Consider the following 322-nt stretch of genomic DNA (forward strand, 5'->3'; position numbering starts at 1 on the left):
GCGCCGTTTTTATCCACAAGGCTGGCGGTGTAAACGATGTTGCCGCCTTCGCCGACGGTGTTAGTAGCGGTCAGGACCACATCGACCTTGTCGATGGTGTCGTTGATCGTGGTAGTTGCGCCGTTACCGGTAACTTCCAGCTTCTCGAAGTTGCCGCCGGTAGCGTCGGTGATCTTGACGGTCTGGGTGCTCTTATCGATGAACACGTCATCGCTTGGCGCCGGGACGGTCACGGTGCCGACGGTGTCACCGGCCTTGATGGTAATGCTCGAGCCGTTGTCGAGTTTCAGGGTGACGTCGGTGCCGGCCTTATTGCTCAAGG

General features: G+C 58.7%; 1 protein-coding gene. It reads right to left on the reverse strand.

Features of this window, described 5'->3' with window-relative positions:
* The coding region (locus SB756_RS28905) for an immunoglobulin-like domain-containing protein (protein WP_410912954.1) at positions 1-322 on the reverse strand (322 nt) is incomplete at both ends.

The sequence above is a fragment of the Pseudomonas sp. SIMBA_068 genome (genome assembly GCF_046534705.1).
Lineage (GTDB): Bacteria > Pseudomonadota > Gammaproteobacteria > Pseudomonadales > Pseudomonadaceae > Aquipseudomonas > Aquipseudomonas putida.